The organism is Polynucleobacter sp. AP-Sanab-80-C2, from assembly GCF_035012965.1.
Classification (GTDB): Bacteria; Pseudomonadota; Gammaproteobacteria; order Burkholderiales; family Burkholderiaceae; genus Polynucleobacter.
In genome coordinates this window covers 50182-75021 of record NZ_JAYGQS010000004.1, presented here as the reverse complement: position 1 = coordinate 75021, position 24840 = coordinate 50182, and the positions used below count along the sequence as shown (strand labels likewise).

Below are 24840 nucleotides of genomic sequence, written 5' to 3'. Positions count from 1 at the left end.
ACTTGCTTTGGATAAGATGAATTCAGCTCTTACGCTTTTTTGATCTCAGCAATCACTGGGGCATGGTCTGAAGGCTGCTCCCAGGTTCTAGGCTCTTTATCAACGACGCTGGCACTACACTTTTCTTTGAGACCATCGCTTAGTAAAATATGATCGATACGCATGCCAGCATTTCTTCTAAAGCCCATCATGCGATAGTCCCACCAGCTAAATGTTTTAGGCGCCTGCTCAAACATTCTGAAGGAATCGCTCATGCCAAGCTTCAAGAGCTCCTGAAAAGCATAACGCTCTGGAGGGGACACCAGATTTTGCCCTTCCCATGCTTTAGGGTCATGCACATCTTCATCTGCTGGAGCGATGTTGAAGTCACCCAAGAGAGCCAAACGCGTATTCTGTTGCAGCTCCTGAGTAAGCCAGGTCTGTAATGAGTGCAGCCAACTCAATTTGTAGGCAAACTTATCGCTATCTGGCGACTGTCCGTTTGGAAAGTAAGCTGAGACCAGTCTGATGGGCTGCATTCCAGCAAATGGAATGGTTGCAGCTAAGATGCGCTGTTGCTCATCTTCGTAATTGGGAATATTTCTGGTGGGCTTTAAAAATGTAGTGACTGCATCAGAAGCAATCGAGGCCAAAGCAGCCTTGCGCACAATAATGGCAACACCGTTGTAAGTCTTTTGACCCGCAACGAGACTCAGATAGCCCGCTGCCGCTAGCTCTTGATGGGGATACTTATCATCCGTGAGTTTGAGCTCTTGCAAACACAAGCCATCTATCGGCTGTTTCTTTTTTTCCTGATCTTGTAACCAACGAAGTACGTGTGGCAGGCGAACTTTTAAGGAATTCACATTCCACGCCGCAATTCGGATTGAATCAGTCATCTATCCCCAGTTCCTGCAATTTTCTGGTAATGGTATTACGTCCAATGCCCAGACGCTGTGCGGCTTCAACCCGACGACCCCGCGTGACCTCCAAGGCAGCCATCAACACCGCTTTCTCAAAACGTGAGCATAGTGCATCGTAAACCTCTTTATCACCATCCTGTAGCATTTTGACCGCCAAGCGACCAAGAGCACTCTCCCAATCACCAGAACTAGATTTAGCTGTTGCAGGACTGCTTGGCGACGATTCACCATGCAAGACCAGAGGCTGCTCGCTAGCCTGGGCAACAATATCTGCAGGAAGATCACCTACACCAATGACGCTGGCTGGGGTCATCACAGTTAACCAGTGACAGAGATTCTCAAGCTGACGCACATTGCCTGGAAAAGGCATCGCACTCATTTCTTTCAGAACTTCATCTGACAGTTTTTTAGGCTCGACTCCTAAAGACTTTGCACAAGTGAGCATGAAGTGTCTTGCCAAAATCGGAATATCTTCACTACGCTCACGTAAGGATGGCATACGCAAACGAATGACATTAAGACGATGCATCAAATCTTCGCGAAAGAATCCTGCTGCAACTCGCTGCTCAAGATTCTGATGGGTAGATGCAATGATGCGAACATTCGCTTTAATCGGATCTTGGCCACCGAGGCGATAGAAATGACCATCGGTCAAAACACGCAAGAGTCTGGTTTGTAAGTCGAATGGTAGATCTCCAATCTCGCCTAAGAACAATGTGCCACCGTCTGCTTGCTCGAAGCGACCCCGACGCAAGGTCTGCGCCCCTGGGAAAGCGCCGCGCTCATGACCAAATAACTCTGATTCAAGCAGGTCTTTTGGAACAGCAGAAGTACTTAAGGATATAAAAGGACCTTTTGCTCTAGGGCTGTGCTTATGTAAAGCGTGGGCTACCAGCTCTTTACCTGCACCAGACTCACCGGTGATTAAGACCGTTGCATGGGATTGCGCCAAACGACCAATCGCACGGAAGATCTCTTGCATTGCAGGTGCTTGACCAATAATCTCGGTGGATTCTTGTCTCCAAGCGCCAAGTTCCTTGTTGCCTGACTCACTGCGAATGCCCTGCTCTACTGCACGATGAATCAGCTCGACTGCTTTCTCGATATCAAACGGTTTGGTGAGATATTCAAATGCACCGCCTTGGAATGAAGATACCGCAGAATCTAAGTCCGAATAAGCCGTCATGATAATGACGGGCAAGTTGGGATGACTCGCTTTGACATGTTGCAATAAATCCAAGCCATTACCGCGCGGCATGCGAATGTCAGAAATCAACACCTGTGGGGTCTCTTTCTCTAGGGCATTGAGCACATCATTTGGGTTAGAGAAGCTCTTATGCGGAATGTTCTCTCGCGCTAAGGCTTTTTCTAAAACCCAACGAATTGATTGGTCATCGTCGACGATCCAAATTGGTTTCATGATGTTTTCTCCTGCCTACGGTATGGAATTTGAATATGAAAATCGGTACGTCCAGGGCGACTTTCGCAAGCGATAAAGCCCCGGTGTTGTTGAACAAAGGTTTGCGCTAAAGTTAAACCTAAACCACTACCCCCTTCTCGCCCAGAAACTAATGGGAAGAAGATGCGTTCAATAATTTCTTCTGGAATACCAGGGCCGTTATCAATCACGTGCAGATCCATCGCTAACTTATAGCGTTGCTTCGCAATCGTGACGGAACGAGCGACCCGGGTTTTTAATTCGATTTGTGCAACACCCTGGGTAATTTCTTCAGAAAGGGCTTGGGCTGCGTTATGCACAATATTAAGTACTGCCTGAATCAATTGCTCACGATCCCCCATAACATCAGGCAAGCTAGTGTCATAGTTACGAATAATCCTTAAGCCCTTAGGGAACTCTGCCAACACCAAGCTCCGCACTCGCTCCAGTGCTTCGTGGACATTAAAGGCCTCCATAACATGAGCCTTACGGTGCGGTGCTAAAAGACGATCTACTAAAGTTTGTAGACGATCAGACTCTTTGATAATGACCTGCGTGTATTCATGCAAACCTTTTTCAGACAACTCAAACTCCAAGAGCTGAGCTGCCCCACGAATACCACCTAATGGGTTTTTAATCTCATGTGCCAAATTGCGCATGAGCTGTTTATTAGCTTCGACTTGCTGCGTCACACGCTCATCGCGTTCACTACGCAGCTGCTGATCAATGGGGAACCATTCCATCATGATCAAAACGGGATCTTCTAAGGCCGCGATTACCACGTGAGCTGGAATAGAATCTTGGTGAATACTTCCTGGCAAGGAATGCAAGACCATCTCTTGGCGTTGAGCCGATACATGGCCGAGCTTCACTTCGGTAATCATGCTATTCAGAGCCGTGTTATCACCAAATAAGTCGAACACAGATTGACCCTCAAGTGATTTACGCGAGAGATCCAAAGCTGACTCGGCAGCCGGATTCACATAAACCAATTGTTGGTTCTCCGCCTCAAAAACCACGATGGCATTGGGCATCTGATCGAGCAATGTCGGAAAAAAAGGAGCAGCCGAAGCTGCTCCCTTGAACGAATTGCGCAACAAACCTGCGCTCAAGTTCTTTCCTTCGCTTACAGGGAGTAATACATATCAAATTCGATTGGATGGGTAGTCATACGGAAACGTGTGACATCTTCCATCTTCAAATTGATATAGGCATCAATCATAGACTCTGTAAATACACCACCGCGGGTCAAGAACTCATGATCTTTTTCGAGTGCTGCCAAAGCTTCTTCCAAGCTTGCGCAAACGGTTGGGATCTTTGCATCTTCTTCTGGTGGCAAGTCATACAAGTTCTTGTCAGCAGCTTCACCTGGGTGAATCTTATTCTGGACGCCGTCCAAACCAGCCATCAACAAGGCCGAGAATGCCAAGTATGGGTTTGCCAATGGATCTGGGAAACGGGTTTCGATACGACGACCCTTAGGACTTGGAACGTGTGGAATACGAATAGAAGCAGAACGGTTGCGTGCTGAGTATGCCAACTTTACGGGGGCTTCAAAGCCTGGAACCAAACGCTTGTATGAGTTTGTACCTGGGTTGGTAATAGCGTTCAATGCTTTAGCGTGCTTAATGATGCCGCCGATGTAGTAGAGGGCAAACTCTGACAAACCTGCGTAACCATTACCAGCAAACAAGTTTTCGCCATTCTTCCAAACAGATTGGTGCACGTGCATACCAGAACCGTTATCGCCAACTACTGGCTTAGGCATGAAGGTTGCAGTCTTGCCATATGCATGCGCAACATTTTGTACTACATACTTTTGCCAGATAGTCCAGTCAGCACGTTGAGTCAATGTGCTGAACTTAGTACCCAATTCGTTTTGACCTTGACCAGCAACTTCATGGTGGTGAACTTCAACCGGTATGCCCAATGATTCGAGAATCAAACACATTTCAGAACGCATATCTTGGAATGTATCTACTGGAGCAACCGGGAAGTAGCCACCTTTTTTACCTGGACGGTGACCAGTGTTACCACCTTCAACTTCAAGGCCTGATGACCATGGCGCTTCTTCGGAATCAATCTTCACGAAGCAGCCCTGCATGTCAGCGCCCCAACGCACGCCATCAAAAATAAAGAACTCTGGCTCTGGACCAAAGTAAGCTGCATCACCTAAACCAGAGCTCTTCAAATAGGCTTCAGCACGCTTTGCAATAGAACGTGGATCACGGTCATAGCCTTTGCCATCTGAAGGCTCGATCACATCACATGTGATTACCAAGGTAGGCTCTTCATAGAATGGGTCGATATAGCAAGCAGTTGGATCTGGCATCAACAACATATCAGAAGCTTCAATGCCCTTCCAACCTGCGATAGAGGAGCCGTCAAAGGCATGACCACTCTCAAATTTATCTTCGTTAAAAGCAGAGATAGGAACACTCGTATGTTGCTCTTTACCCTTTGTATCTACAAAGCGGAAATCAACGAAAGTACATTCTTTCTCTTTAACTAACTTCATCACATCAGCGACGGTCTTCGTCATGCAAATCTCCTCTATAAACAAAACTCGGAATTCAAACCTAAGGCATACACCCTTGTTCATTCCAGGCATCAACATGCCTATTGGATGTATCTAATTTACTGAAGCAAACAACGGGGAATCCTCATTATTGCACTAATTAAGTGCTTGATTAGCTCTTTGATCGCCTCTAAAAAGGATATTTGCACTACTTTAGTGCAAAATTGACTTAAGAAATTTCATGAATCTCATAGCCCAGCTCTTGGGTGCCCGCTCTTAGGGCAATCCACGCATTTTCTAATAAATTGGCATTGCCCTTGATACCCAATTCAATATGCCGCTGGGCATATACACCGCCCTTAGTAGCATCACCCACAGACGGCAGGCTAAAGACCTTCACGCCTGGGAAGTTAGCTTCTATGCGTTCCATCAGCGGGGTTAAGGTGGACTCAATACCTTTGGGCACAATGAAACTTTGTTCTGCCCAGTTTTCTTGATGAAAGAGATCTTGGTAATGGGTATCCAGACACCAAGCCATCATGGGAGCGGCCATCACTGGAAAGCCCGGAACAAAATGATGTTCCCGAATCCGAAAGCCAGGGATCTGGTTATAGGGATTTGGGATGATGTCACTACCCAGTGGAAACTCACCCATCTTGAAGCGGTGTTGATTTTCTGGAGTATTCAAATCGGCTTTGATTGGATCACCCTCTGCCATCGAGTGAATGCGACCAGCAATGAGCTCTTGCGCCTTAGGATGCAATGCGGTTTTTGTACCTAGTGCTAACGCAGCACATTGGCGCGTATGATCGTCTGGAGTCGCACCAATACCGCCCGTACTAAACACCACATCGCCGCTGGCAAAACTTTGCTTGAGGGTTGCTGTAATTTGCTCTGAATCATCGGCAACATACTTTGCCCACGAAAGACTCAAGCCCCGTTCATTGAGGAGTTCAATGAGCTTACTCATGTGCTTATCTTGACGACGACCTGACAAGATCTCGTCGCCGATCACGATTAAGCCAAATCGTCTTGTGACCCCCTCTGTCGAGGCATCCACTGCTACTGTTTTGATGACATCATCCATGGTATGGAAGTTCCGAATCTACTAAGCGGGTTTCTACTGTTAATGATTTTTCTAATTCTTCTTGTCTCAGCGTTTGCAGCGCATCTAATAGAAAATGGCTAAACCATAAAGCAGCAAACACAAAAATGAGAGAGTACACCCAAAGGGCTACAAAACTCACTACTGGAAACAATACCAAGGCTAACGCAGAAGTAGCCCAGAAGAATGTGGGTACAGCGCCGAGCATGCCCGAGATCACACCCATAGTGAGTAATGACCATCGATATTTTTCTATTAGAAGATCGCGCTCTTCGGTGCTGGCATGCTTAGCTAAGACATCATATGACATGAGGCGCATTGTCAACCAACCCCATAAGAGCGGTGGTAACACTGCTACGAGCGGAGGAACCCACCATACTGGCAAGGTCAGCATCACTAACACTAAACAGATCAGCGCAGACCATAAGGTGTACACCAAGCTACCAAAAAGTCCGCCGCCACGCTTTGCTTCCAAACCATGATATGCAGATTGTCGAGCTACGATCCTAACAATTGCTGGTACGGTTGAGAAGGCAATAAACACTAAGAGGCTGATCGTGATCAGAGGAATGATCAACATAACAAAAAATAGTGGCGCGATCCAAGCTCTGGCATTTTCAAAGCCAGCCCAAATCAGACCTTCCTGGATCCAGCTCGTGAACATGGAAGTCGTGAGGAAAATACTCAATGCTTCCAGCGCTGGGGTCCAAGCAAGCCAAATGAGACTACCCCATACAACAGAAACAATCAGAAATGGTCGCAGACTGAGCCACAGCATGCGTGGATGCATCGTTCCCACCAGTGCAAGTCCAAACGATTTAAATACTTGCTGCAATCCAACCATAAAACTCCTATGACATACCTTGGGTATGTTTACTTTGGTAATAACTCTCTGAATGCGTGTACCAAACACTGCCACTGCTGAGTAATGACATTTTGCGAAACCGTTAAGTTTCGCACGCCTGTGGGATAAACCGTCTTAGGAAAAATCGCCGTCCTAAATAACATATCCCACCAGGGAAAAAGAATGCCAAAGTTACAGCCGCCCAGTACTCCAGGCTTACCAATGGCCTCATGACCATAGCCCACGGCATGATGCATGCGGTGATACATCGGTGAAATCAAGAGATAGCGCGCAGGCCCTAAGTGAATCTTGATATTGGCATGCTGCCAACTTTGAATAAATTGGCTCAGGGCCACGAGTGCAATAAATTGACCAGGAGATACTCCAAACAAGAGTGCAAAAAATGCCATAAATACTGCACGCATGATGTCGTCTAACAGATGATTACGATTATCAGACCAAGCCGTCATTACTGTTTGACTGTGATGCAAGGCATGCAACTGCCACCACCAGTTAAACGAGTGGGCTGCACGATGGTAAAGATAATCGACAAAGTCAAGCAAGATCAGATAAAGCAGAAAGCTCACCACTGGTATCGAGGTAACTCCAGGCCACCAAGACTCTACATTGAAACGATCAAACCGAAAATCGTGCAAGATCGAATCGACCTCAAAGAAAAATCCAGATAAGGTAATGAAGATCAAGCCATGAAAAATCCCCAGCCGATGAAACAAGGTGTAGAAAACATCCGCCTTGCTTGAAATAGCAAAGCGATCTTGCGCTTCTGCAGGATGAAAGCGCTCCCAAGTGCGGAGCACAACCATGATAAGAAAGATTTGAATACAGCCAAACAGAAACCAATCCATGCCATCAAATACATCCTCAGCCCACGACATCAGATCCAATTGATACAACAATGGCCCTACCAGGGTCGAAAAAATCCACTCTTGTAGACTGCCATAGGCGTTTGAGATTGCAGAGGTGATAAAGTTTAAATCCATGCTTTATTTTGACTGATCTGCAGATTTTTTGTGCGCCGCAGGCAATAGACCAAAACAAAAGCCGCGTTGCTTCAGATTAATGATCAATTGCTCTAGCACTGCGGGTGCCCAGGGATCTTTTCTGGACCAAATACCAAGGTGCGCCATCGTGATGTCGCCATCCTGAATATCACGACTCGCCTTCTGCAAGAGTCCAGCGTTAGGGTACTTATCAGAAGGAAGCTCATCCCCCAAGAAACCAGCGGGGGCCCAGCCAATGTGTTGATAGCCACACATCTCCCCCATCCGAATCAAAGTTGGTGAGGTTTTACCTCCAGGAGCACGCCAGATTTTTTGCAATGGTTGATTCGTCATCTCTTGGAAGCGATGATCTACTCTGCGAATTTCCTTGCACATCGCGGCTTCGTTATAAAGCACCGTCACGCCAGCTTTAGGTCCAAATTGTGGCTTTTCAAAAACCTCACCTTTGGGGCCGTCTTTCACGAAATATAGATGGTCGTATGTGTGACTACCAAAGTGATGACCTTCTTTGGCCAGTTCTTGCCAGTAGGGTTTCCAGGCATCGTCTAATGCAAAATCACCACGATAGGTTTTTTCATTCGCCAGAAAAAAAGTGGCTTTGATATTTTGACGCTTCAAAATCTCATCAACCTGATGCGCAACTGACATATTGCCAGTATCAAATGTTAAATAGACTGTCTTGTTGCAACTGGATGTCTGTGCGCTAGAGCCGAATGAAAAACAGCCGAGCAAGAGCGCGGCTGTTAGATAAACGATGTGGTAAACGATGTGATTACGTTTCATCAAAGAACTCCCCTTACTCCCATGGAGCCCTAGGGTAGAAAAATACACCGTGAGGAGATCTTCCCACTGGGATGACGCTCACCAACTTCATCGTGGGTATATCAATTACCCCCGCTTTTTTTGCAAAACGGAATGTCACCCACAGGCTTTTGCCGTCAGGAGTAATTTCCATATCATCTGGACCAGACGGAAGACCAGTAATATCACTCTCCTTCTCGAGAGTTTGCATATTGATCAAGCTGATCGTAGAGGCAATGCGGTTGCTTACAAAGACATACTTTTTATCCCCTAAAGGACGGAAGTTATGTGCACCCTTGCCGGTATAGATTCGCTTAACTTCCTTGCGAGCTTTCCAGTCAATCACTTGTACGAAATCTTCGCCGGTAATACCAACTAAAAGATATTGGTCGCCAGGCGTCATCCATAAACCTGCAGGCACTTTGCCAGTAGACATCACCCACAATACATTTTGAGTTTCAAGATCAATCGCTGCCAGTTCATTAGAGTCTTGTAATGTGATGAAGGCAATTTTGCTATCGGCAGTGAACGCAATATGACTTGGAGTCTTTCCCAACTTTACGGTCTTGGATAATTTCAGATCAGCGCCATTCGCTGCATATATATCAACGCGATCTAATCGATTGCCATTAGCTACAAACCATTTGTGGTTTGGAGAATAGCCAATTTGGTATGGGTCAATAATATTGGGCATACGCCCAGTGATCTCACCGCTTACAGGATTCATCAACACGACATCGTTACCTGCGGCATTGGCAACCAATAAAGTTTTTTGATCAGGCGTCATCATCAAGTGATGCGGCTCTTTGCCAATATAGGTGGTTTTAATAACACGGCGACTTGGCATATCTATCAAACTCACCGTAGCTTCACCTGAATTGAGCACCACTGCTAGTTTAGGTTGTGCCGGTAATGCTGGCACCACTCCAGTTGCGGACATTTCAGCAAATACTGGATAGGGTATTGAAGCAAAGGCAACTGAAACGGCAATAGTGCGAAAAGCTCTAATCTTGATAAATTTGTGCATAAACCACATTGTAAGCAATGGAGAGAGTCAAAAGACCCCTAATAAGCAGTGGAATTGATCTAGCGCAAGCTCGCCAAAACTTTTTCTAAGCGCTTTAGGGACATGGGGGTCGGTGTTTTGAGCTCCTGGGCATATAAGGCCACCCTGAGCTCCTCTAATTGCCAACGAAAATCAGCTAAAGCCTGATCTTCACTCATAGCATATGCAGCTGTACCTTTACTCCCCTGAAGGAGTTTTTGCCATGGTCTTGCCACTGATTCCCAGTCTTTTTGACATTGAGCATCCCTAGAGGGATTGGCACGCATCTTATCAATGCGCATTGCAATCGCTTTTAAATATCGTGGCAAATGGACTAATTGCGCATAGGGAATGTCAGCTACAAATTTGGGAAAGATGAGAGCCTGTACTTGCGACTGAATATCAGCATAAGCACTGGATGATGCTGCTTTGGCTTGCGCCATCTTCTTTTGCAAATCTGCATAAGCTTGCAAAGCAGCCAAAGTATGACGAGAAATCTCTTGGGCAATCAGTGCCAGTCTGGGTTTACCTGCTTGCATTCGGTCGGCAAACTGTTCAGCATTATTTGGCAGAGGCTCAGTCATGAACGCGCGCTCAATCGCCAGATTAAGTATCTGATCGATCAAACCTTCAACTGATCCAACATTGATAAACAGCAATCCGAGCTCGCGAATACCGGGCAACTGTTTTTGCAATGCTTTCAGCGTATCTTTATTGCCCAGGGCAAATAGACGACGTAATCCTTGTATATGTTGCTTTCGAGCCTCCAGCAAATCATCGAATACCTCGAGATCGCAGTATTCGCCACGATCAATCAGCGCGGGATATCCAAATAAAGTTTTATTGCCTTTTTGAATCTCTAAGGTTTCAGGCAACTCTCCAAACTCCCAGCTTCGATAGCCACTCTGCTCGACCTTCCTAGCTCCATCTGGTTGAATGCTTGCTTTAGACTTAGCGCTGGCTTGGGACAACGGCTCAATCCCCAGTTCTGCTTGAGCTACTTCCTGAGCAACTGCCTGAAAGGCATCGCGGGCAGTCTGTCCATATTCTGATCGTAAGCGCGCTAAGTTACGCTCTACTTCTAACTGACGTCCATGCTCATCAATTAAACGAAAGTTCATCGATGAATGTAGCGGCAAGGCCTCGGGTCTGAAATCAGTTCTTTTGATTTCTAGACCACGCTCTTTGCGAATGTCATCGATGAGTTGATCGAGAAAATCACCCACTCCAAATTGCTGTACCTCAAGCTTTCGCTCTAAATACGATTTTGCATAGTCTGGTAATGGCACACAATGACGTCGAATTTTTTGTGGCAAGGTTTTTAGTAAGAGCAGAATTTTTTCCTCGCACATACCGGGCACTAACCATTCACAACGACGACCATCCACTTGGTTGAGTTGTGCCAAGGGAACTACTAAGGTCACTCCATCTTTGGGGCTACCGGGCTCAAAGTGATAAGTTAAATTGAGCTCTGCTCCACCGACCTTCATCACTTTGGGATAGCGGTCTACGGTAATCCCTGCTGCTTCATGGCGCATGAGGTCAGCTTTTTCTAAACGAAGCTGTGTATCGAGGTCAGGAGTCTTTTTGAGATAGGCCCTGAGATCTTCTCGATTACAAATGCCTTTAGGGATACGGGATTCATAAAAGGCAAAGAGCAAATCGTCATCTACCAAAACATCGGGGCGACGTGAGCGGTGCTCAAGCGCTTCGATTTCTTTAATCAGACGCCGGTTATGCCAAAAAAACCCAAACGTACCAGGATATTTTTTCTTAGCGTCTGCTTCGGTCTCGCGTTGCAGTGCTGGCGTATCCATGCGCCCAAACATTTCTTCTTGGACAAGCGCTTGGAGAATAAATAATTCACGGGCTTCTGCAAAATTATGTGGCTCATAGCGTACCCGGCGTCCGTGATAGATCGGCAAGCCATACAAGGTGCCACGCTCAAATGCCAATACCTCACCTTGGCGGTTATCCCAAAAGGGGTCACTCAAGGATTTAATGAGTCGATGAGCTGCCACTTTTTCTACCCATTGCGGCTCTATCTTGGCAATGGTGCGAGCATACATGCGAGTGGTCTCTTGCAACTCACCAGCCAAGATCCAAGCACCGGCTTTTTTACCGATGGTTGAACCAGGCCAAATGAAGGGGCGAATACCTCTAGCCCCAACATAGCCACCTGTCTTGCTATTACGGTCTTGTGATTTTTCATCTTCCTCTTTTTTAGCTACATAGCCTAATAAGCCAGTAAGTAAAGAGAGATGAACTTGTTCATAGGCTGCAGCGAGGCTATTGTCTTTCCAGCCCTTTTCGCCGAGCATGGTATGCAACTGACCATGAACATCACGCCATTCACGCAAGCGACGAGGCGATAGAAATTTACTGCGACACAGATTTTCTAACTGTCGATTGCTATGTTTATGCTGTAAGGCGTCCTGATACCAATCCCAGAGTTTCACAAAACTCAAAAACTCAGAGCGTTCATCCGCAAACTGCAAGTGCGCCTGATCTGCTGCAGCCCCTTGATCCATAGGGCGTTCACGTGGATCTTGTGTAGCCAAGGCAGAGGCAATGATGGTGACTTCTCTCAAGGCATTCTGCTCTTTAGCAGCCAAGAGCATTCTGCCAATACGAGGATCTAGCGGCAAATCAGCTAACTGTTTACCAATCTGCGTTAGCTTAAAACTATGATTGACATCCTTACCATCGCCAACTTGAGCATCATCAAACTCTATTGCGCCGAGCTCATCTAGAAGTTGTACGCCATCAGCAATCGCTCTACCCAATGGCTTATCAATGAATGGAAAGTGTTGAATTTTGGATAAGCGTAGTGAGCTCATCCGCAGCAATACTGCAGCTAGTGAACTGCGTAAAATTTCAGGATCAGTAAATTTGGGACGACTTTGATAATCCTGCTCGCTATAGAGGCGTACACAGATACCATCCGATACACGGCCACAACGCCCCGCTCTCTGATTAGCCGCCGCTTGTGAAATAGGCTCAATCTGCAACTGCTCTACTTTATTGCGATAGGAATAACGCTTCACTCTTGCTAAACCACTATCAATCACGTAACGAATATTAGGAACAGTCAGAGAAGTCTCAGCAACGTTGGTTGTCAAAATAATGCGACGACCGTTTCCAGGGCTAAAGACTCTCTCTTGCTCGGCCACAGATTGACGTGCAAACAAGCTCAGCACTTCTGGATGAAAGCGTTGCTGCAAGACATGGTCTTTACGCAGTGTTTCAGCACAATCTCGTATCTCACGCTCGCCTGGCAAAAAAACTAAAACGTCTCCTGCGCCTGCAGCACCCTCTCGCCAGACCTTGGTAATTTCTTCGGCGACTGCATCTGGAATTTCTTTTGCTGTCTTGGATTCTTTCTTGCCATCAGGTTTTGAATCTGGTTCGAGCGGTGAATATCTTTGCTCTACCGGAAACAACCTGCCGCTCACCTCAATCACCGGTGCAACTTTGCCATTGATGGCAAAGTGCTCAGAAAATCGCTGGGCATCAATCGTGGCTGAGGTAATGATGAGTTTGAGATCGGGCCGCTTGGGCAATAACTGCCTTAAATAGCCTAATAAGAAATCAATATTCAAGCTACGTTCATGTGCCTCATCGATGATGAGCGTGTCATAAGCTTTGAGTTGTGGGTCGCGCTGCGTCTCGGCCAACAAGATGCCATCTGTCATCAGCTTAATGGAAGCGGTGTTGCTGGTCTTATCAGCAAAGCGCACTTGGTAACCCACATCTTGACCAATGGGCGAAGCAAGCTCTTGGGCGATCCGCTTGGCAGTAGCGGTGGCAGCAATCCGTCGTGGCTGGGTATGGCCAATGAGTTTGCCACCGTTGATCGTGCCACGCCCTAGGTCTAAGCAGATCTTTGGTAGCTGGGTGGTCTTGCCTGAGCCTGTCTCGCCGCACACAATGACCACCTGATGGCTTTGCAAGGCATCCTTGATGATCTGACGTTGACCAGAGACCGGCAATTCTTCCGGAAAGCGGATTTCAAGCTTGCGTCCGGTGTTGGAAGCAGGCACAGGCTTGGAGCTGGGTTTGGGTTTTTGTTGGTTTATAGGCTCTTGCACCCTATAATTTTCTCACTATGCCGACAAATGCACCAAACCAGGCCTCAACCGCCGAAGAATCTACCTCCAACTTCCCCTTCGTAGGGTGGTTGCGCGATGTTGCACCCTACATTCATAGCTTCCGCGAAAAGACCTTTGTGATAGCCTTCGCTGGCGAGCTTGTTCAAGAAATTGGTCTTGAGAATCTCATCGAAGATATTGCGATGTTGCATGCCATGGGTATGCGAATCGTTTTGGTTCACGGCATTCGTCCACAGATTGAAGAGCAGCTCATGCTGCGCAAAATTAAGAGTAAGTTTGGCAAGAGCGCCATGAATAGCTATCGAATTACCGATGCTGCTGCTCTAGAGTGCGTGAAAGAAGCTGCCGGAGAATTGCGTCTCGATATTGAAGCGGCATTTAGCCGTGGTTTACCAAACACTCCGATGGCAGGCTCTCGTATCTCTGTTATCTCTGGTAACTTTATTACAGCGATGCCAGTGGGCGTTGTCGAAGGGGTTGATTACATCCATACCGGCTTAGTGCGTAAAGTGGATTCCACTTCAATTAAGTTATCACTCGATAGCAACAAGATTGTGTTGCTCTCTCCGTTAGGCTTCTCACCTACAGGTCAAGCCTTTAACTTAGCTTACGAAGATGTAGCAGCTTCTACTGCTGCAGCGCTCAAAGCGGATAAGTTGATTTTCTTAAGTCCATATGAAGGTCTACACGATGCTGAAGGTGATCTGATTACAGAACTCTCCTTGCCTCAGTTGCAAGACTATATGGTAGAGAACAAAAATCTCGACGTTGGCATGAAGAGTTTGCTCAATATCTCTGGTAGAGCGATTCGTGCCGGGGTGAGTCGGGTTCACTTCTTGCCCTGCAACCAGGATGGCGCCTTATTGGAAGAGCTCTTTACCCACGACGGTATTGGCATGATGCTGGCCTCTTCTGATATTGAGAATTTACGCGAAGCCAATCAAGATGATGTCGGTGGTATCTTGCAACTCACTATGCCGCTAGAAGAAGAAGGGATCTTGGCTGCCCGCGGTCAAGACGTGATTGAGCGTGACATTCAGCGCTTCTCAGTGATTGAGCATGACCGCGTACTCTTCGGCTGTGCTGCCCTGTTCCCATTCCCCAATGGTGTTGGTGAATTAGCCTGTCTTGCAGTAGATCCTGATGTGCAAGGCTCTGGTGATGGCGAGCGTTTGCTAAAACGGGTTGAGATGCGCGCTAAACAAGAGGGTATTAAAAAATTATTTGTTCTGACGACGAGAACAGAGCATTGGTTTCTGAAACGGGGCTTTAAAAGGGCCACAGTGGATGACCTGCCAGAAGAAAGAAAACAAATTTATAACTGGGACCGTAAGTCCATGGTTTTAACTAAAGATCTATAAGAACAAAGAGATATATAAGAAAGGCACTACAGATGGCACGGATGGTTGAATGCATCAAACTCAATAAAGAGGCAGAAGGCTTGGATTTCGCTCCACTTCCTGGTGACTTAGGCAAAAAGATTTGGAATCAAGTTTCTAAAGAAGCTTGGGCTGCTTGGTTAAAGCATCAAACTATGCTCATTAATGAAAATCGCCTCAATATGGCAGATCCACGTGCACGCCAGTACCTCTTAAAGCAAGTAGAAAAATACTTCTTTGAAGGTGGTGCAGATATGGCACAAGGCTATGTACCGCCTGCCGAATAAGTATTGCAATACAGCAAAAATAAATTTCTATAAATACAGTCTCTGTTGTTGACACAGTAAAAGTACAGGCATAGGATGTAATCGTAGTGAGGCAGATATAGTGTCTTGCTACATTGGCGAAAGCCACTTCAAAATGAGCGCATCTATGCGCTCATAGGCTAAGGAACTAAATACCTTCCGAGTGCCTGCGCCATGCAAACCATGGCAAACAACCCGATGGGGATGCCCCGTCGGGTTTTTTTATTTCCTCTTTACGGATTAGAGTGCGATGCGGCTAACACCAGACGCGTTGCTGACCAGCAAGACATTGGCTTTCTCTTTAGCAAATAAGCCGACCGTAATCACGCCAGCAATTTGATTAATCTGAGACTCCATAGTGATGGGATCAGCAATGTGCAAACCAGCGACATCCAAAATCCAAGCGCTGTTATCGGTCACAAAGGGCTCGCTTGGAGTTTGATTGAGGTCAGAGCGAGTATGTTTAGCTAAGCGCAAAGTCACCTTGCCGCCAAGCTTTTCCAGCTCTCTACTGACAATACCTTTGGCTAGCGGAATGATTTCGACTGGGAGAGCAAAATTACCAAGTACCGGAACCTGTTTAGAAGAGTCGCAAATGCAAATAAATTGCTTTGCCATGGAGGCAATAATTTTTTCGCGAGTCAGCGCACCGCCCCCACCTTTAATCATATGGCCAGCAGGATCAATTTCATCGGCACCATCGACATAGGCTGGCAGACTGAGTACATCATTAGGGTCGAGTACCTTAAAACCATGCTTTAGCAATCGCTCAGTCGTAGCATTGGAGCTAGAAACGGTTCCAGAAAAGTGATCCTTATGTGGAGCTAAGGCATCAATAAAGCAATTAGCGGTCGAACCTGTTCCTACACCCAAGATTTGTCCAGCGGGTAGCTTTAGCACCTCGTCTCGAGCAGCTTCGCCCACCATTTGCTTGAGTTGATCCTGATTCATATATCCACCAAACACCTTTACTGGAACTGAGTAATTAATCCATCTATCATATGATATTCACAAGAAATCTACTAAAGCAGACCCCTTAAATAGAGCCATCCAGCCATGAATAGCGCCTCTTCCGCTCCCAGCCAACTCGAGCAACTCAAAAAATTCACTACTGTCGTGGCCGATACGGGCGATTTTGAGCGTATGCAAGTGTTTCAACCTCAAGATGCCACTACTAACCCCTCCCTCATTCTGAAGGCAGCCCAGCAAAGTAATTACCAGTCTTTGGTGAGTGCGGTGAAGGCAGCTCACCCAAGCTTAAGCGTTACTGATTTGGTGGATAACATCTTGGTTGCCTTTGGCTTGGAGATTTTAAAAATTGTGCCTGGTCGTGTCTCAACCGAAGTGGATGCGCGTTTATCGTTTGATACCAAGGCCACAGTTGCTAAAGCAAAACACTTAATTGCCCTATATGAATCTCAGGGCATTGATCGCAAGCGCATTCTGATCAAGCTCGCTGGAACTTGGGAGGGTATTGCTGCTGCTAAACAATTAGAGGCAGATGGCATTCATTGCAATATGACTCTACTCTTCTCGCTGATTCAGGCGGCGGCCTGTGGCGCAGCCAATGCAAAACTGATTTCACCGTTTGTTGGTCGAATTACGGATTGGCATAAGGCGAAACTCGGAAGCAATTGGAGTGATACCTACAATGGTGGTGCGAATGATCCCGGTGTGACTTCAGTAAAGCGGATTTTTCATTATTACAAGCACTTTGGTATTCCAACCGAGATTATGGGCGCTAGCTTTCGCAATACCAGTCAAATCCTAGAGCTTGCCGGCTGCGATCTTTTAACGATTAGCCCTGAGTTATTGGCTGAGTTGAGTGCAGGTACTGCCACAGTAAGTAAGAAATTGGATGGCACCAATGCCCACGCTGCATTAAGTGCTGAGAATATAACGCCACTTAAACTAGATGAATCTAGCTTTAGGCTGCAATTGAATAATGATGCGATGGCAACAGAAAAACTTGCAGAAGGTATACGCAATTTCTGTATCGATACCGAAAAGCTGGAAGCACTGCTAGCAAAGTAATTCGCTAGCAGTAGCTTTGCTTATGTTTAATTTACTTCTTAGCCGTATTGATACCGACCAAAGTATAAGCCCCGCAATAACCAAAGATCCCTGTTAGTAAAGGGATGATTCCAATCCAAGCCCACGGGCCAGTGATACCAAAACCTGCTAAACCCATGAGGGTGACGCCAACAGTCATACGCAAAACACGGTCAGTGTGACCAATATTGCATTTCATATAAGCCCCTTTGTTATTGAAAAAACAACTATTTGGCAGCTTTGTTATTTAATTTGGCAAGGCGCTGTCTTAATGCCTCATACAAGCATACGCCACTTGCTACCGAAACATTCAAACTGGAGACCACACCCTGCATTGGGATACGGACGAGCTCATCGCAGGTTTCTTTTGTAAGACGGCGCATGCCCTCACCTTCAGCACCCATCACGATAGCAATAGAGCCAGTAAGGTCGATGTCATAGATCGACTTTTGAGCTTCATCATCCGTACCAATCAACCAAACACCCGCTTCTTGCATCTCTTTCATACTGCGAACCAGGTTGGTGACAGTAATCACTGGCATGACTTCAGAAGCACCGCTTGATACCTTGCTCACGGTAGCATTTATCGAAGCCGAACGATCTTTCGGAATGACTACCGCATCTACCCCTGCACCATCAGCAACACGTAAACAGGCGCCAAAGTTATGGGGATCTGTCACGCCATCGAGCACTAAAAACAATGGTTTAGCTTGGGTGCCCTCGACATCTTCAATCACTTCGGTAATGGTGCGCGCTATGGTCATTTTTTCAGCTAAAGCAACCACACCCTGATGACGGTCGTGGCCAGTCAACTTTTGAAGACGCTCAGCATCTGCTGCATGCAATCGTTCGCCCAAAATCTCTTCAGCTTGCTTCAAAAAATCTCCCATGCGTCGGTCGCGACGACTAGGATCGAAGTACACCGACTTTAGGCTATCGGGGTCAACACGCAAACGCGCTTGCACCGCATGAAATCCCACTAATATTTGTTTCATCTCTGTGCTTGTTCTTTATATGCTGATTATTTACGTCTGGCCTTGGTATTACGTACTGGCGGTTTTGTGCCTGCAGGCTTGCCGACTGATCTACCGGGTTTACTTGCCTTACCGTTTTTACGACTCGCTTTACTTTTGGACTGGGTTGCGCCCAAGGTACCAGCGGATTTTGCAGCATTAACGTTGATCCCACTGGGCTTTTGAGGCGCTTTATGAGCAGGTCTACTCTTATTAGGTGCCGCCTTTTTATTAGGCCGACCAGTATCGGCAGCCAATAATAATTGACGGCGATTAGAAGATCCACCACTTTCAGCACCGGAGCTCTTAACGAGACTGAATTCGATCTTGCGAGCATCTAAGTCAACACGGCTCACCAATACATGTAAACGATCACCTAAGCGATAACGAATGCCAGTCCGTTCACCACGCAATTCTTGACGGGCTTCATCGTATTGGAAGTAATCGCCACCCAGTTCAGTAACGTGAACCATACCTTCAACAAAAAGATTCTCCAGCTGAATAAATAATCCAAAGTTAGCAACCCCCGTTACGGTACCTGCATACTCTTGACCAAGATGATCTCGCATGTAATAACACTTGAGCCATGCCTCGACGTCACGCGAGGCTTCATCAGCGCGGCGCTCATTAGAGGAGCAGTGAACCCCTAGCTGACCCCAAATTGGTAATGCTGTGTTAGCCCCTTTTGGCGCTCTAGCGCCTCTCGCTGCAATATCTTTCGCATCGCTTTGGGATTTTTTGGCATTGACTGCATTCTCTCTTCCCTTGCCCTTACGCGGTAAGGTCAAATTGAGTGGTACTTTTGGAGGCAATACCGGCGTGTATGGCTTCTTCTGCAAAATTGACTTGATAACTCGATGGGTCAATAAGTCTGGGTAGCGACGAATCGGGCTGGTGAAGTGCGAGTAAGCTGGATATGCCAAACCAAAGTGACCTTCGTTATCTGGTTGATACATCGCTTGTTGCATTGATCGCAATACAACTGACTGCAGCATATTGGCATCAGGTCGATCTTTAATCTCCCGCATCAGCTTTGCATAATCACGAGGTTTTGGTTTTTCACCACCATCCAAAGATAGCCCTGAGGTTCTTAATACTTGACGCAAGGTCATCAACTTCTCTTCAGAAGGTTCGCCGTGAACACGGTACAAGCTGAGATGTTTATTTTTATCAATGAAGTCTGCGGCACACACGTTGGCAGTCAACATACACTCTTCGATTAATCGATGAGCATCATTACGCAGGCGCGGCTCGATTCGCAAAATCTTACCAAGCTCATTGCTAATGATTTGCGTTTCCGTAGTTTCAAATTCGATTGCGCCACGCTTCTCACGGGCTGACAACAGAATCTTAAATAAAGAGTAGAGATTGCTTAAGAGCGGACGGAACTGGGTAAAGCGTGCTGCTTCCGGACCTTTGCTATTAGACAGAATTTCCCAAACAATGTCATAGGTAAAACGTTGTGCAGAATGCATGACTGCTGGGTAAAACTGGTAGGCTAATACAATGCCATTGTTATCCACCACCGAGTCACACACCATACAGAGGCGATCAACATTGGGGTTGAGTGAGCAAAGACCATTCGAGATCTTCTCTGGCAACATCGGAATGACCCGTCTTGGGAAGTACACAGAGGTTGCCCGCAGCAAGCCTTCGTCATCCAAGGGGTGTCCCGGTTTGACGTAATGCGAAACGTCAGCAATCGCGACGATGAGACGCCAAGCTTTAGTCTTGCCGTACATTACTGGCTCACAATAGACAGCATCGTCAAAGTCTCTGGCATCAGCACCATCAATGGTGACTAATGGCACATCACGTAAATCGACGCGACCTTCTAAATCTTCTTGCTGAACTGCATCAGGTAATGCAGCGGCTTCTTTCATGGCAGCGGCGGAGAACTCGTGGGGTACACCGTACTTACGCACCGCAATTTCGATTTCCATACCAGGATCATCAATCTCACCCAAGACCTCAACAACCCGCCCTACTGCCTGACGATAGCTATCTGGATAATCAATAATTTCAACACTAACGACTTGGCCTAACTTGGCCTGTCCTTGACCCTTGGGTGGAATCAAAATGTCATGACCGATACGCTTATCTTCAGGCGCAACAATCAAAACACCATTTTCATTTAAGAGGCGGCCGATTACGACCTTATTGGCATGCAGAACGACTTCAACAATCTGTCCTTCTGGGCGACCACGACGATCCGTTCCCAATACTCTGACATTGACTCTATCGCCGTGCATGACACGGGACATCTCTCTTTCGGAGAGGAAAATATCTTCACCACCATCATCGGGAATAACAAATCCGAATCCATCTCGATGCCCTTGAACTGTCCCTAAACGATCAGCCTCGCGGGGCACCAAGTCTTTTGCTTTACGCATTTAATTCCTTCGGCAATACATGCCCTATCTATATATCTACTGATATCTATTTTTGTTATGAATAAGGCTACTGTATCAAACCATCAAGTCTGAAGGGAAAAAGCCAAAATGGGGTTGAAATAGCCCAAAAACACCCATCCCTCTATAATAGAGGCATGCCCAGGTGGCGAAATTGGTAGACGCACCAGCTTCAGGTGCTGGCGATCGTAAGGTTGTGGGGGTTCGAGTCCCTTCCTGGGCACCAAACACTCCTTCTAGTCCTGATAGCTCTTATATGGGGACGAATCAGCCTAAATTCAATAGCGCTTAGATTCCCATGTTTCTATGGAGAATCTTCCCCTTCATTTCTTCCCAAAGACTTTCAAAATCGTCTGTTTTTTCCTCGGAGAGTTTTACAGGATCGTAGATCTGGCCAAAGACAATGGATTTCCTTTTCACTAGGGTCTTCTCAAACTCTGTCAAACCAATAGGCTTATCTTCCATGTCGCGGGTGAGTTCTGCAGAGCAAACAATCGCCTCTTCATCATCCTTATCCACTACGGCAAATTCGATGAATTGCTGGGTCTTATCTACGATGACTAAGGTACCGCGAGCATAAGTCACTGCATCATGTTGCTGGACGATATACGCCAGGAATTGATCTTCCTCTGCTCTTTCCATTTGTAGGTCGTCGATGAAGAATAGATATTGATCACCATCGCTATTGACTAAGGTAAAGACCTTAGGCGTAACGCCATGACCTAAAACTAGGTTACGGTAATAAGTGGAGACTTCTACTGCCAGGTTTTCTGAAAAGAGATGCATGACAAATTCATTAAAGTTTTTAAATTAAGGTTTTTCAATTAAGCCAAGTTCTTTTTTAAGAATGCCATGGTTCTTTCCCAAGCTAAGTTTGCTGCAGCCTCGTTATATTGCAATGGTGGCATACCGCGACTATCTGCCTTTGGATTAGCAAAGGCATGCTTAGCATCGTAGCGATAGAACTCATGCTGGATATTCGCCTCAGTTAACTTTGTATCTAGTTGATCAACGCCCGAGATGGCAAAGAAATCATCATGGCTAGCCCAGTGCGCCATCATTGGCTTTGTGATCGCTTTGGCATCTACATATTCCAGCGGAGGGTAACCATACCAGACCACCGTGCCATCAAGCTCAGGAACATGACAGGCGGATAGTACGGTTAATGCACCGCCCATACAAAAGCCAGTGACTGCTACTTTTTTGCTACCAGTAGCCTTGAGATACTGAACGGCACCACGAATATCTTGACCCGCTGCATCACTAAAGTTCAGATCTCCCATGAGGTGCTCTGCTTCTTTAGCTTCTAGAGCGAGTTTGCCGCGATATAAATCAGGCACTAGTGCACGATACCCTGACTTAGCCAAGCGATCGGCTACAGCCTTCACCTCACTATCAAGCCCCCACCACTCCTGAATAACGACCACCCCTGGAGTATGAGATTGATCTGTTGGCTCTGCCAAGTATCCATTGACTGATTGCCCATCGGGTCTTTTGTATTCGATCATGTGTGCTCCTTTATTTATTTCTGACTATTGGATTCATTACGCGTTCTTCGTTTTGGTATCCGAATGAATATATCCTACCAGCCAGAACGTGAGCAAGCCACAGGCTACCGCCCCATATCCAACCAGGTTGTAGTGCTCCATCTTACCGTCTGCCGTGATGGTTACGACTACCCCAGCCAGTACCGAGGCAATGCCTGAGGCAAGCATCTGAACCGAACCTACCAGGCTCATAAAAGTCCCCCGAATCTTGGGCTCGACTAACTGACTCACCATTGCCATAGCCGGAATCATGCGACCAGAGATGAGGATAAAGAAAGATGTGGAATTAATTAACACCACCCATAAAGGGACGGGGACTAAATTGGTCGTCACGATCAGCGGTATCAAACTGACTATTGCTAGGATTCTGAATACGCGTACTTTGCCATACTTATCTGCCATATGACCAATCAAGCGGGAGCTCATTAAGGTTGCGACCCCACCGCATAAATAGATCAGAGAAATATAGGACTCAGCCACACCCACATTGGCAGTGAGATATAGCGCGATATACGGAATCACTGAGAATCCCGTCAACATAATTAGGCCCATGAACACAAAAGCACGCAAGTGGTGATGGGCAATCAAGATGTCATAGATTTGTCTAAAACGACCTCCCTCATGAACATGATGAAGATGCCCAGAAATCTTAGGAATATTGCCATAACCAATATACAAAACGAGAGTGGAGATCAAACCAATAAACATAAATGGCGCACGCCAACCTAAAGAGTCGATGTGATTGGCTAAAAATAAACTCAAGGGAACGCCGGCAACAGTCGAGACCGAAAATGCTGCCATCACAGTACCCAAGGCTTTACCACGACGTTCAAACGGAATAGAGTCAGCCACGATAGTTTGAACAAGTGAACCCAAGATCCCACCGAAGGCCCCTGCACAAGCACGCGCAATAAATAGTAAATGGTAGTTCGGTGCAAAACCACAGGCTATTGTTGCAATGATGAAGCAAACATATAAACGTAGGAGTAACTGCCGTCTCTCAAAGCGGTCGACATAGTAAGTTGCAAATATTCCCGCAATTGCTGCCGCAAAAGTATAGGAAGATAACAATAAGCCAAACTGATGAGTATTGATTGAAAACGCTTTAATGAACTGAGGCCCTAAAGGCATCATGATCATAAAATCCAAGATATGCGTGAACTGAATTCCGGCTAATGCAAAGAGAAAAAAACGCTCTCGCTTAGGGGATTCAAAAAGATTAGATGGCTGGTTCAAGGTCTGCTTTACACGCGCTGGTCAATATGCCATTATCCCCCTTGAATCCCAATCCTGCCGACCCCTTACCTGCCTAGATCATGACTACATTTGCCGAACCAGTTCTACAAACAGCCGTACTAGGCATCCCCGTGATACCGCTTATCACGGATGTTTTCTTTGGAGTCTTGGGCCTGATTGCGATTCTGGTCTTTCATGGTAGCTGCATTAATCACATCATCATGCGCTTTGATAGAAGGACCGAAAAAAATCAAAGTCAGGGGCAATATAACCGAGTGTTTATACACTTTTATGCCTCATTTATTTTGATTGCCTGCGTGCACATTTGTGAAATTGTGATTTGGTCTGTTTACTTAATTGCGCTCAATTTGATTCCGAATGGAATCGAGGCTTTGATATTTGCAGGTAGTTGCTATACCACCGTAGGATTTGCAGCTGATTCCTTACCTGCAGGTTGGAAAAGCTTGGCTTTCTTTATTGCATTTTCTGGTCTCTTTTCAATCGCCTGGACCACCTCGGTCATGATCGGAATGACTGAAGCCTACAAAAAAGCCTGGGGACAAAAGTACAGCCGGAGTCGCATTAAATCTTCTTGATGTAATACCCATATACACAACGATTGCCACCTCTAGATGGGTTATGAGTATCGAAAATCACACCATTAATCACAGTCGTGAGGTGCTTGGAGACCTTAACGATCAAAGTGCCTAATGGAAGCTCTTCGGTCCTGAGGTGAACCTGGCAACCAGCTCCTACTTTCATGGTGGGAACCCATTCAAAGCCATGACTCAAAATGTAATCATGAAACACATTGCGATGATTACCATTTCGCGGTGATGAACCCCTGCGGACAAGATGTCTTGATAGCTTATTATCTCGCTCGTTAGCGTATCGTTCATTAGCCTCACCCAGATCTTGATAGACTTGTAGATAAGGAAGATTCGCTGCAATCGCAATCGATCTTACAACGCAGTCGCCAGCGCTACCTTTAAAGCCAGCTTCACCTCTGCCACCATCATGATATTGAAATGGAAAGGCTTGGCTTGAGCGTTTGAGAAGAGAGAAAGGATTTAAGAAACTAAACATACTTATTTATGCAATTGGTAAATA

At 46.4% G+C, this 24840-nt stretch carries 22 protein-coding genes and 1 tRNA gene; 5 read left to right on the top strand and 18 right to left on the bottom strand.

What is annotated here, in order from left to right; all coding sequences use genetic code 11:
• Positions 1–29 precede the first annotated feature (29 nt).
• The 10 genes from xth to hrpA form a co-directional block, all read right to left on the bottom strand.
• Positions 30–878: an exodeoxyribonuclease III gene (gene xth, locus VC178_RS07470; RefSeq protein ID WP_323482087.1), complete on the bottom strand. Its 849-nt coding sequence runs from the start codon at positions 876–878 to the stop codon at positions 30–32.
• Positions 871–2322 (bottom strand): nitrogen regulation protein NR(I), encoded by a 1452-nt coding sequence (gene ntrC, locus VC178_RS07465; protein WP_215294892.1) that lies wholly within the window; start codon positions 2320–2322, stop codon positions 871–873. Before ntrC ends, xth begins: the two co-directional genes overlap by 8 nt.
• A complete protein-coding gene (gene glnL / locus VC178_RS07460) occupies positions 2319–3440 on the bottom strand; it encodes a nitrogen regulation protein NR(II) (RefSeq protein ID WP_370624045.1) in 1122 nt (373 codons plus the stop codon). Before glnL ends, ntrC begins: the two co-directional genes overlap by 4 nt.
• Positions 3441–3466: 26 nt before the next feature.
• Positions 3467–4882 (bottom strand): type I glutamate--ammonia ligase, encoded by a 1416-nt coding sequence (gene glnA / locus VC178_RS07455; RefSeq protein WP_215294896.1) that lies wholly within the window; start codon positions 4880–4882, stop codon positions 3467–3469.
• 205 nt (positions 4883–5087) lie between these two features.
• Positions 5088–5945: a competence/damage-inducible protein A gene (locus VC178_RS07450; RefSeq protein WP_323482086.1), complete on the bottom strand. Its 858-nt coding sequence runs from the start codon at positions 5943–5945 to the stop codon at positions 5088–5090.
• The gene (locus VC178_RS07445) at positions 5938–6807 is read right to left on the bottom strand and encodes an EI24 domain-containing protein (RefSeq protein ID WP_323482085.1); all 870 of its coding nucleotides are present in this window, start codon (positions 6805–6807) and stop codon (positions 5938–5940) included. Before VC178_RS07445 ends, VC178_RS07450 begins: the two co-directional genes overlap by 8 nt.
• Before the next feature lie 29 nt (positions 6808–6836).
• The gene (locus tag VC178_RS07440; protein WP_323482084.1) at positions 6837–7808 is read right to left on the bottom strand and encodes a sterol desaturase family protein; all 972 of its coding nucleotides are present in this window, start codon (positions 7806–7808) and stop codon (positions 6837–6839) included.
• A 3-nt stretch (positions 7809–7811) separates the two neighbouring features.
• A complete protein-coding gene (locus VC178_RS07435) occupies positions 7812–8612 on the bottom strand; it encodes a polysaccharide deacetylase family protein (protein ID WP_323482083.1) in 801 nt (266 codons plus the stop codon).
• A gap of 13 nt (positions 8613–8625) precedes the next feature.
• Complete coding sequence (locus VC178_RS07430; protein WP_323482220.1) at positions 8626–9570, bottom strand: cytochrome D1 domain-containing protein; 945 nt, start codon at positions 9568–9570, stop codon at positions 8626–8628.
• A 146-nt stretch (positions 9571–9716) separates the two neighbouring features.
• Complete coding sequence (gene hrpA / locus VC178_RS07425) at positions 9717–13766, bottom strand: ATP-dependent RNA helicase HrpA (RefSeq protein ID WP_323482082.1); 4050 nt, start codon at positions 13764–13766, stop codon at positions 9717–9719.
• 17 nt (positions 13767–13783) lie between these two features.
• Here hrpA and argA point away from each other — a divergent pair, with 17 nt between their 5' ends.
• Together argA and VC178_RS07415 are read left to right on the top strand one after the other, a co-directional pair.
• On the top strand, positions 13784–15148 hold the full coding sequence (gene argA / locus VC178_RS07420) for an amino-acid N-acetyltransferase (RefSeq protein ID WP_215294908.1): 1365 nt from the start codon (positions 13784–13786) through the stop codon (positions 15146–15148).
• Between the two features lie 32 nt (positions 15149–15180).
• On the top strand, positions 15181–15453 hold the full coding sequence (locus VC178_RS07415) for an oxidative damage protection protein (protein WP_215294910.1): 273 nt from the start codon (positions 15181–15183) through the stop codon (positions 15451–15453).
• 258 nt (positions 15454–15711) lie between these two features.
• Here VC178_RS07415 and rpiA read toward each other — a convergent pair whose 3' ends face one another.
• Complete coding sequence (gene rpiA, locus VC178_RS07410; RefSeq protein WP_215318192.1) at positions 15712–16422, bottom strand: ribose-5-phosphate isomerase RpiA; 711 nt, start codon at positions 16420–16422, stop codon at positions 15712–15714.
• Positions 16423–16527: 105 nt separating this feature from the next.
• Between rpiA and tal the strand changes: the two genes are divergently transcribed.
• Complete coding sequence (tal, locus tag VC178_RS07405) at positions 16528–17505, top strand: transaldolase (RefSeq protein ID WP_323482081.1); 978 nt, start codon at positions 16528–16530, stop codon at positions 17503–17505.
• A 31-nt stretch (positions 17506–17536) separates the two neighbouring features.
• Here tal and VC178_RS07400 read toward each other — a convergent pair whose 3' ends face one another.
• From VC178_RS07400 to rnr, 3 genes are read right to left on the bottom strand one after another with little or no spacing between them, the layout of a single operon-like run.
• Positions 17537–17722 (bottom strand): DUF2892 domain-containing protein, encoded by a 186-nt coding sequence (locus tag VC178_RS07400; protein WP_215294914.1) that lies wholly within the window; start codon positions 17720–17722, stop codon positions 17537–17539.
• Positions 17723–17750: 28 nt separating this feature from the next.
• The gene (gene rlmB, locus VC178_RS07395) at positions 17751–18518 is read right to left on the bottom strand and encodes a 23S rRNA (guanosine(2251)-2'-O)-methyltransferase RlmB (RefSeq protein ID WP_215294915.1); all 768 of its coding nucleotides are present in this window, start codon (positions 18516–18518) and stop codon (positions 17751–17753) included.
• A gap of 26 nt (positions 18519–18544) precedes the next feature.
• Positions 18545–20929 carry a ribonuclease R gene (gene rnr / locus VC178_RS07390; protein ID WP_323482080.1) on the bottom strand — a complete coding sequence of 795 codons (2385 nt, stop codon included), beginning with the start codon at positions 20927–20929 and terminating at the stop codon, positions 18545–18547.
• Positions 20930–21086: 157 nt separating this feature from the next.
• Between rnr and VC178_RS07385 the strand changes: the two genes are divergently transcribed.
• Positions 21087–21173 (top strand) — tRNA-Leu (locus VC178_RS07385).
• 62 nt (positions 21174–21235) lie between these two features.
• On the opposite strand, the gene VC178_RS07380 is transcribed toward VC178_RS07385, so the two are convergent.
• Genes VC178_RS07380 through VC178_RS07370 form a run of 3 tightly spaced genes read right to left on the bottom strand, consistent with a single transcriptional unit; the run spans position 21236 to position 23730 of the window.
• Complete coding sequence (locus VC178_RS07380) at positions 21236–21733, bottom strand: hypothetical protein (RefSeq protein WP_323482079.1); 498 nt, start codon at positions 21731–21733, stop codon at positions 21236–21238.
• 38 nt (positions 21734–21771) lie between these two features.
• Positions 21772–22455 carry a dienelactone hydrolase family protein gene (locus tag VC178_RS07375; RefSeq protein ID WP_323482078.1) on the bottom strand — a complete coding sequence of 228 codons (684 nt, stop codon included), beginning with the start codon at positions 22453–22455 and terminating at the stop codon, positions 21772–21774.
• A gap of 36 nt (positions 22456–22491) precedes the next feature.
• A complete protein-coding gene (locus VC178_RS07370) occupies positions 22492–23730 on the bottom strand; it encodes an MFS transporter (protein ID WP_323482077.1) in 1239 nt (412 codons plus the stop codon).
• 80 nt (positions 23731–23810) lie between these two features.
• Between VC178_RS07370 and VC178_RS07365 the strand changes: the two genes are divergently transcribed.
• A complete protein-coding gene (locus tag VC178_RS07365; RefSeq protein WP_215318221.1) occupies positions 23811–24326 on the top strand; it encodes a hypothetical protein in 516 nt (171 codons plus the stop codon).
• Here VC178_RS07365 and VC178_RS07360 read toward each other — a convergent pair.
• Complete coding sequence (locus VC178_RS07360) at positions 24313–24816, bottom strand: hypothetical protein (protein ID WP_323482076.1); 504 nt, start codon at positions 24814–24816, stop codon at positions 24313–24315. The genes VC178_RS07365 and VC178_RS07360 overlap by 14 nt on opposite strands.
• Between the last annotated feature and the right edge of the window lie 24 nt (positions 24817–24840).